Source organism: Streptomyces sp. NPDC002490, from assembly GCF_040296045.1.
Taxonomy (GTDB): Bacteria; Actinomycetota; Actinomycetes; order Streptomycetales; family Streptomycetaceae; genus Streptomyces.
In genome coordinates, this window is the sequence record NZ_JBEOWM010000120.1 from 1 (window position 1) to 3,022 (window position 3,022).

A 3,022-nucleotide genomic window follows, 5' to 3' on the forward strand; every position below is an offset into this window, starting at 1 on the left:
CGGGGACGAGGCGTCTGGTGGCGTACGTGGTGCCGGTGGGCGAAGCCCCTGCGGACGGGGTGCTGCGGGAGCACCTCGCGCGCCGCCTGCCGGACCACATGGTGCCGTCCGCGTTCGTCACCCTGGACGCCCTGCCCCTGACGGCGAACGGCAAGGTGGACCGGGCGGCGCTGCCGGAACCGGCGGCGTCGGCGTCGGTGGGGCGGGAGCCGGAGGGCCCCGTCGAGGCGTTGCTGTGCGGGCTGTTCGGCGGGGTGTTGGGGCTGGACCGGGTGCCGGCCGACGTGTCCTTCTTCGAGTTGGGCGGCGATTCGCTGCTGGCGATGCGGCTGATCTCGGCGATCCGCTCCGAGCTGGACGCGGAGGTCGGCGTCCGGGACCTGTTCGGCGCGCCGACCGTCGAGGGGCTGGCCCGGTTGGTGGCGGAGAACCGGGGAGCGGCACGGGCCCCGCTGGTCGCGGGGGAACGCCCCGAGGTGCTGCCGCTGTCGTACGGGCAGCAGCGGATGTGGTTCCTCAACCGGATGGAGCAGGAGGGCGCCGGCGCCGGCTACAACGTGCCCTTGGCGCTGGCGCTGGACGGGGTCCTCGACGTCGGGGCGCTGCGGGCGGCACTGCGCGACGTGGCGGCGCGGCACGAGACCCTGCGGACCGCCTTCCCGGAGACGGCGGGGACGCCCCGGCAGGAGGTGCGGCCGGCCGGTGGCACGGAGCTGGTGGTGCGGGACGTCGAGGCGGATCGGGTGCGCACGGTCGTGGACGCGGTGGCGCGCGCCACCTTCGACCTCACTCGGGAACTCCCCTGGCGCACGGAGCTGTTGACGGTGTCGGAGCGGGCGCACGTGCTGGTGTTGGTGGCGCACCACATCGCCGTGGACGGCTGGTCGATGGGGGTGTTGGCGCGGGACCTGCGGACGGCCTACGCGGCCCGTCTGGAGGGGGCGGCGCCCGGTTGGGAGCCGTTGCCGGTGCAGTACGCGGACTACGCGCTCTGGCAGCGGCGGGTGCTGGGGGAGTGGGACGATCCGCAGAGCCTGATCCGGGCCCAGGTCGACTACTGGCGCGAGACGCTGGCCGGGCTGCCCGAGGAGCTGACGCTGCCGCTGGACCGGCCCCGGCCGGCGACCCCGTCGCACCGGGGCGCCTCGGTGCCGGTGGAGGTCCCGGCGGAGGTGCACGCGGCGCTCTCCGCGGTGGCGCGCCGGAGTTCGGCCACCCTGTTCATGGTGGTGCAGGCGGCGTTGGCGATGCTGCTGGCGAAACTGGGTGCGGGGACGGACGTGCCGTTGGGGACGGCGGTGGCCGGTCGCGCCGATCGGGCCCTGGACGACCTGGCCGGGTTCTTCATCAACACCTTGGTGTTGCGGACGGACGTCGGTGGTGATCCGTCGTTCGAGGAGTTGTTGGGGCGGGTGCGGGAGGCGGACCTGTCGGCATACGCGCACCAGGACCTGCCGTTCGAGCGGCTGGTGGACGAGGTCAGCCCGGTGCGGTCACTGGCCCGGCATCCCCTCTTCCAGGTCATGCTGGTGCTCCAGAACCTTCCGCGGGGCGGGTCCGGTTGGGACCTGCCCGAGTTGGACGTGCGGCCGATGCCGGCCGAGGAGGCGGTGGCCGCCCGGTTCGACCTGTCGTTCACCCTGGCCGAGAGCCGGGACGAGCGGGGGGCGCCGGCCGGCATCGGCGGGGCCCTGCTCTACGCCACCGACCTGTTCGACCCGGCGACCGCCGAGGCGATCGCGGCCCGGCTGGTGCGGGTGTTGGAGCAGGTGGCCGCCGACGCCGGCCGGCGGCTGAGCGGGCTGGACGTACTGGACGCGGGGGAACGGGACCGGGTCGTCGTGGCGTGGAACGCTACCGACCGCCCGCTGCCGGACGCCACGGTGGGAGCCCTGTTCGCGGAGCAGGCGGCCCGCACCCCGGGGGCGGTGGCCCTGGTGGACGCCGTCGACGGAACCTCCCTCACCTACGCCGAGTTGGACGCCCGGGCCGGGAGGGTGGCCCGCTGGCTGCGGGACCGCGGGGTGCGGGCGGAGAGCCGGGTCGGGGTGGTCATGGACCGTTCGGTGGACCTGGTGGTGCTGCTGCTGGGGGTGGTGCGCTCCGGGGCCGCCCACGTACCGGTCGACCCGGGCCATCCGGCCGGGCGGATCGCCCGGGTGCTCACCGAGTCGGCCGCCGACCCGGTGTTGTGCACGGCCGGGACGGAGCACCTCCTCGCCGGGGTCGAACCGGTGCCCGTGCGGTGGGACGACCCCGCGGTCCGGGCGGCGGTCGCGGGCTCCACCGGTCCCGTGCCGCCCTCGGCGGCGGGGCCGGACTCCCCGGTGTACGTGATGTTCACCTCCGGCTCGACGGGCGAACCCAAGGGCGTCGTCACCACGCACCGCGGGGTCACCGGGCTGGTGCGCGACGGGGGATGGGCGGTGGGTGAAGGCGACCGGGTGCTGCTGCACGCCCCGCACGCCTTCGACGCGTCCACCTTCGAGCTGTGGGTGCCCCTGCTGCGCGGCGGCACCGTCGTCGTCGCCCCGCCCGGGCCGGTCGACGGGCCGGCGCTGGCCCGGCTGGTCGACGCCCACGGGCTGACCGCCGTCCACCTGACGGCCGGCCTGTTCGGGGCACTGGCCGACGGGTCCCCCGAGGCGCTCACCGGGTTGACGGAGGTGCTGACCGGCGGCGACACGGTGCCGGCGGGTTCGCTGGCCCGACTCCGCGAGGCCCTGCCCGGGCTACGGATACGGCATCTGTACGGGCCCACCGAGGCGACCCTGTGCGCCACCACCCACCTGGTGGAGCCCGGCGGGCCGACCCCCGCGGTGCTGCCGATCGGCCGGCCGATGGACAACACCCGCACCTACGTCCTGGACGGGTTCCTCCGTCCGGTCGTTCCCGGGGTGGTGGGTGAGTTGTATGTGGCGGGGGTCGGGTTGGCGCGTGGTTACGGGGGGCGTCCGGGTTTGACGGCGGAGCGTTTCGTGGCCTCGCCGTTCGGTGGGGGGCGGTTGTACCGGACGGGTGA

General features: G+C 75.2%; 1 protein-coding gene. It reads left to right on the forward strand.

The window, feature by feature from the left end:
* Positions 1 to 17: 17 nt before the first annotated feature.
* Positions 18 to 3,022, forward strand: a 3,005-nt coding sequence (locus ABT092_RS30835; RefSeq protein ID WP_351249803.1) for a non-ribosomal peptide synthetase, incomplete at its 3' end; no start/stop codon positions are given.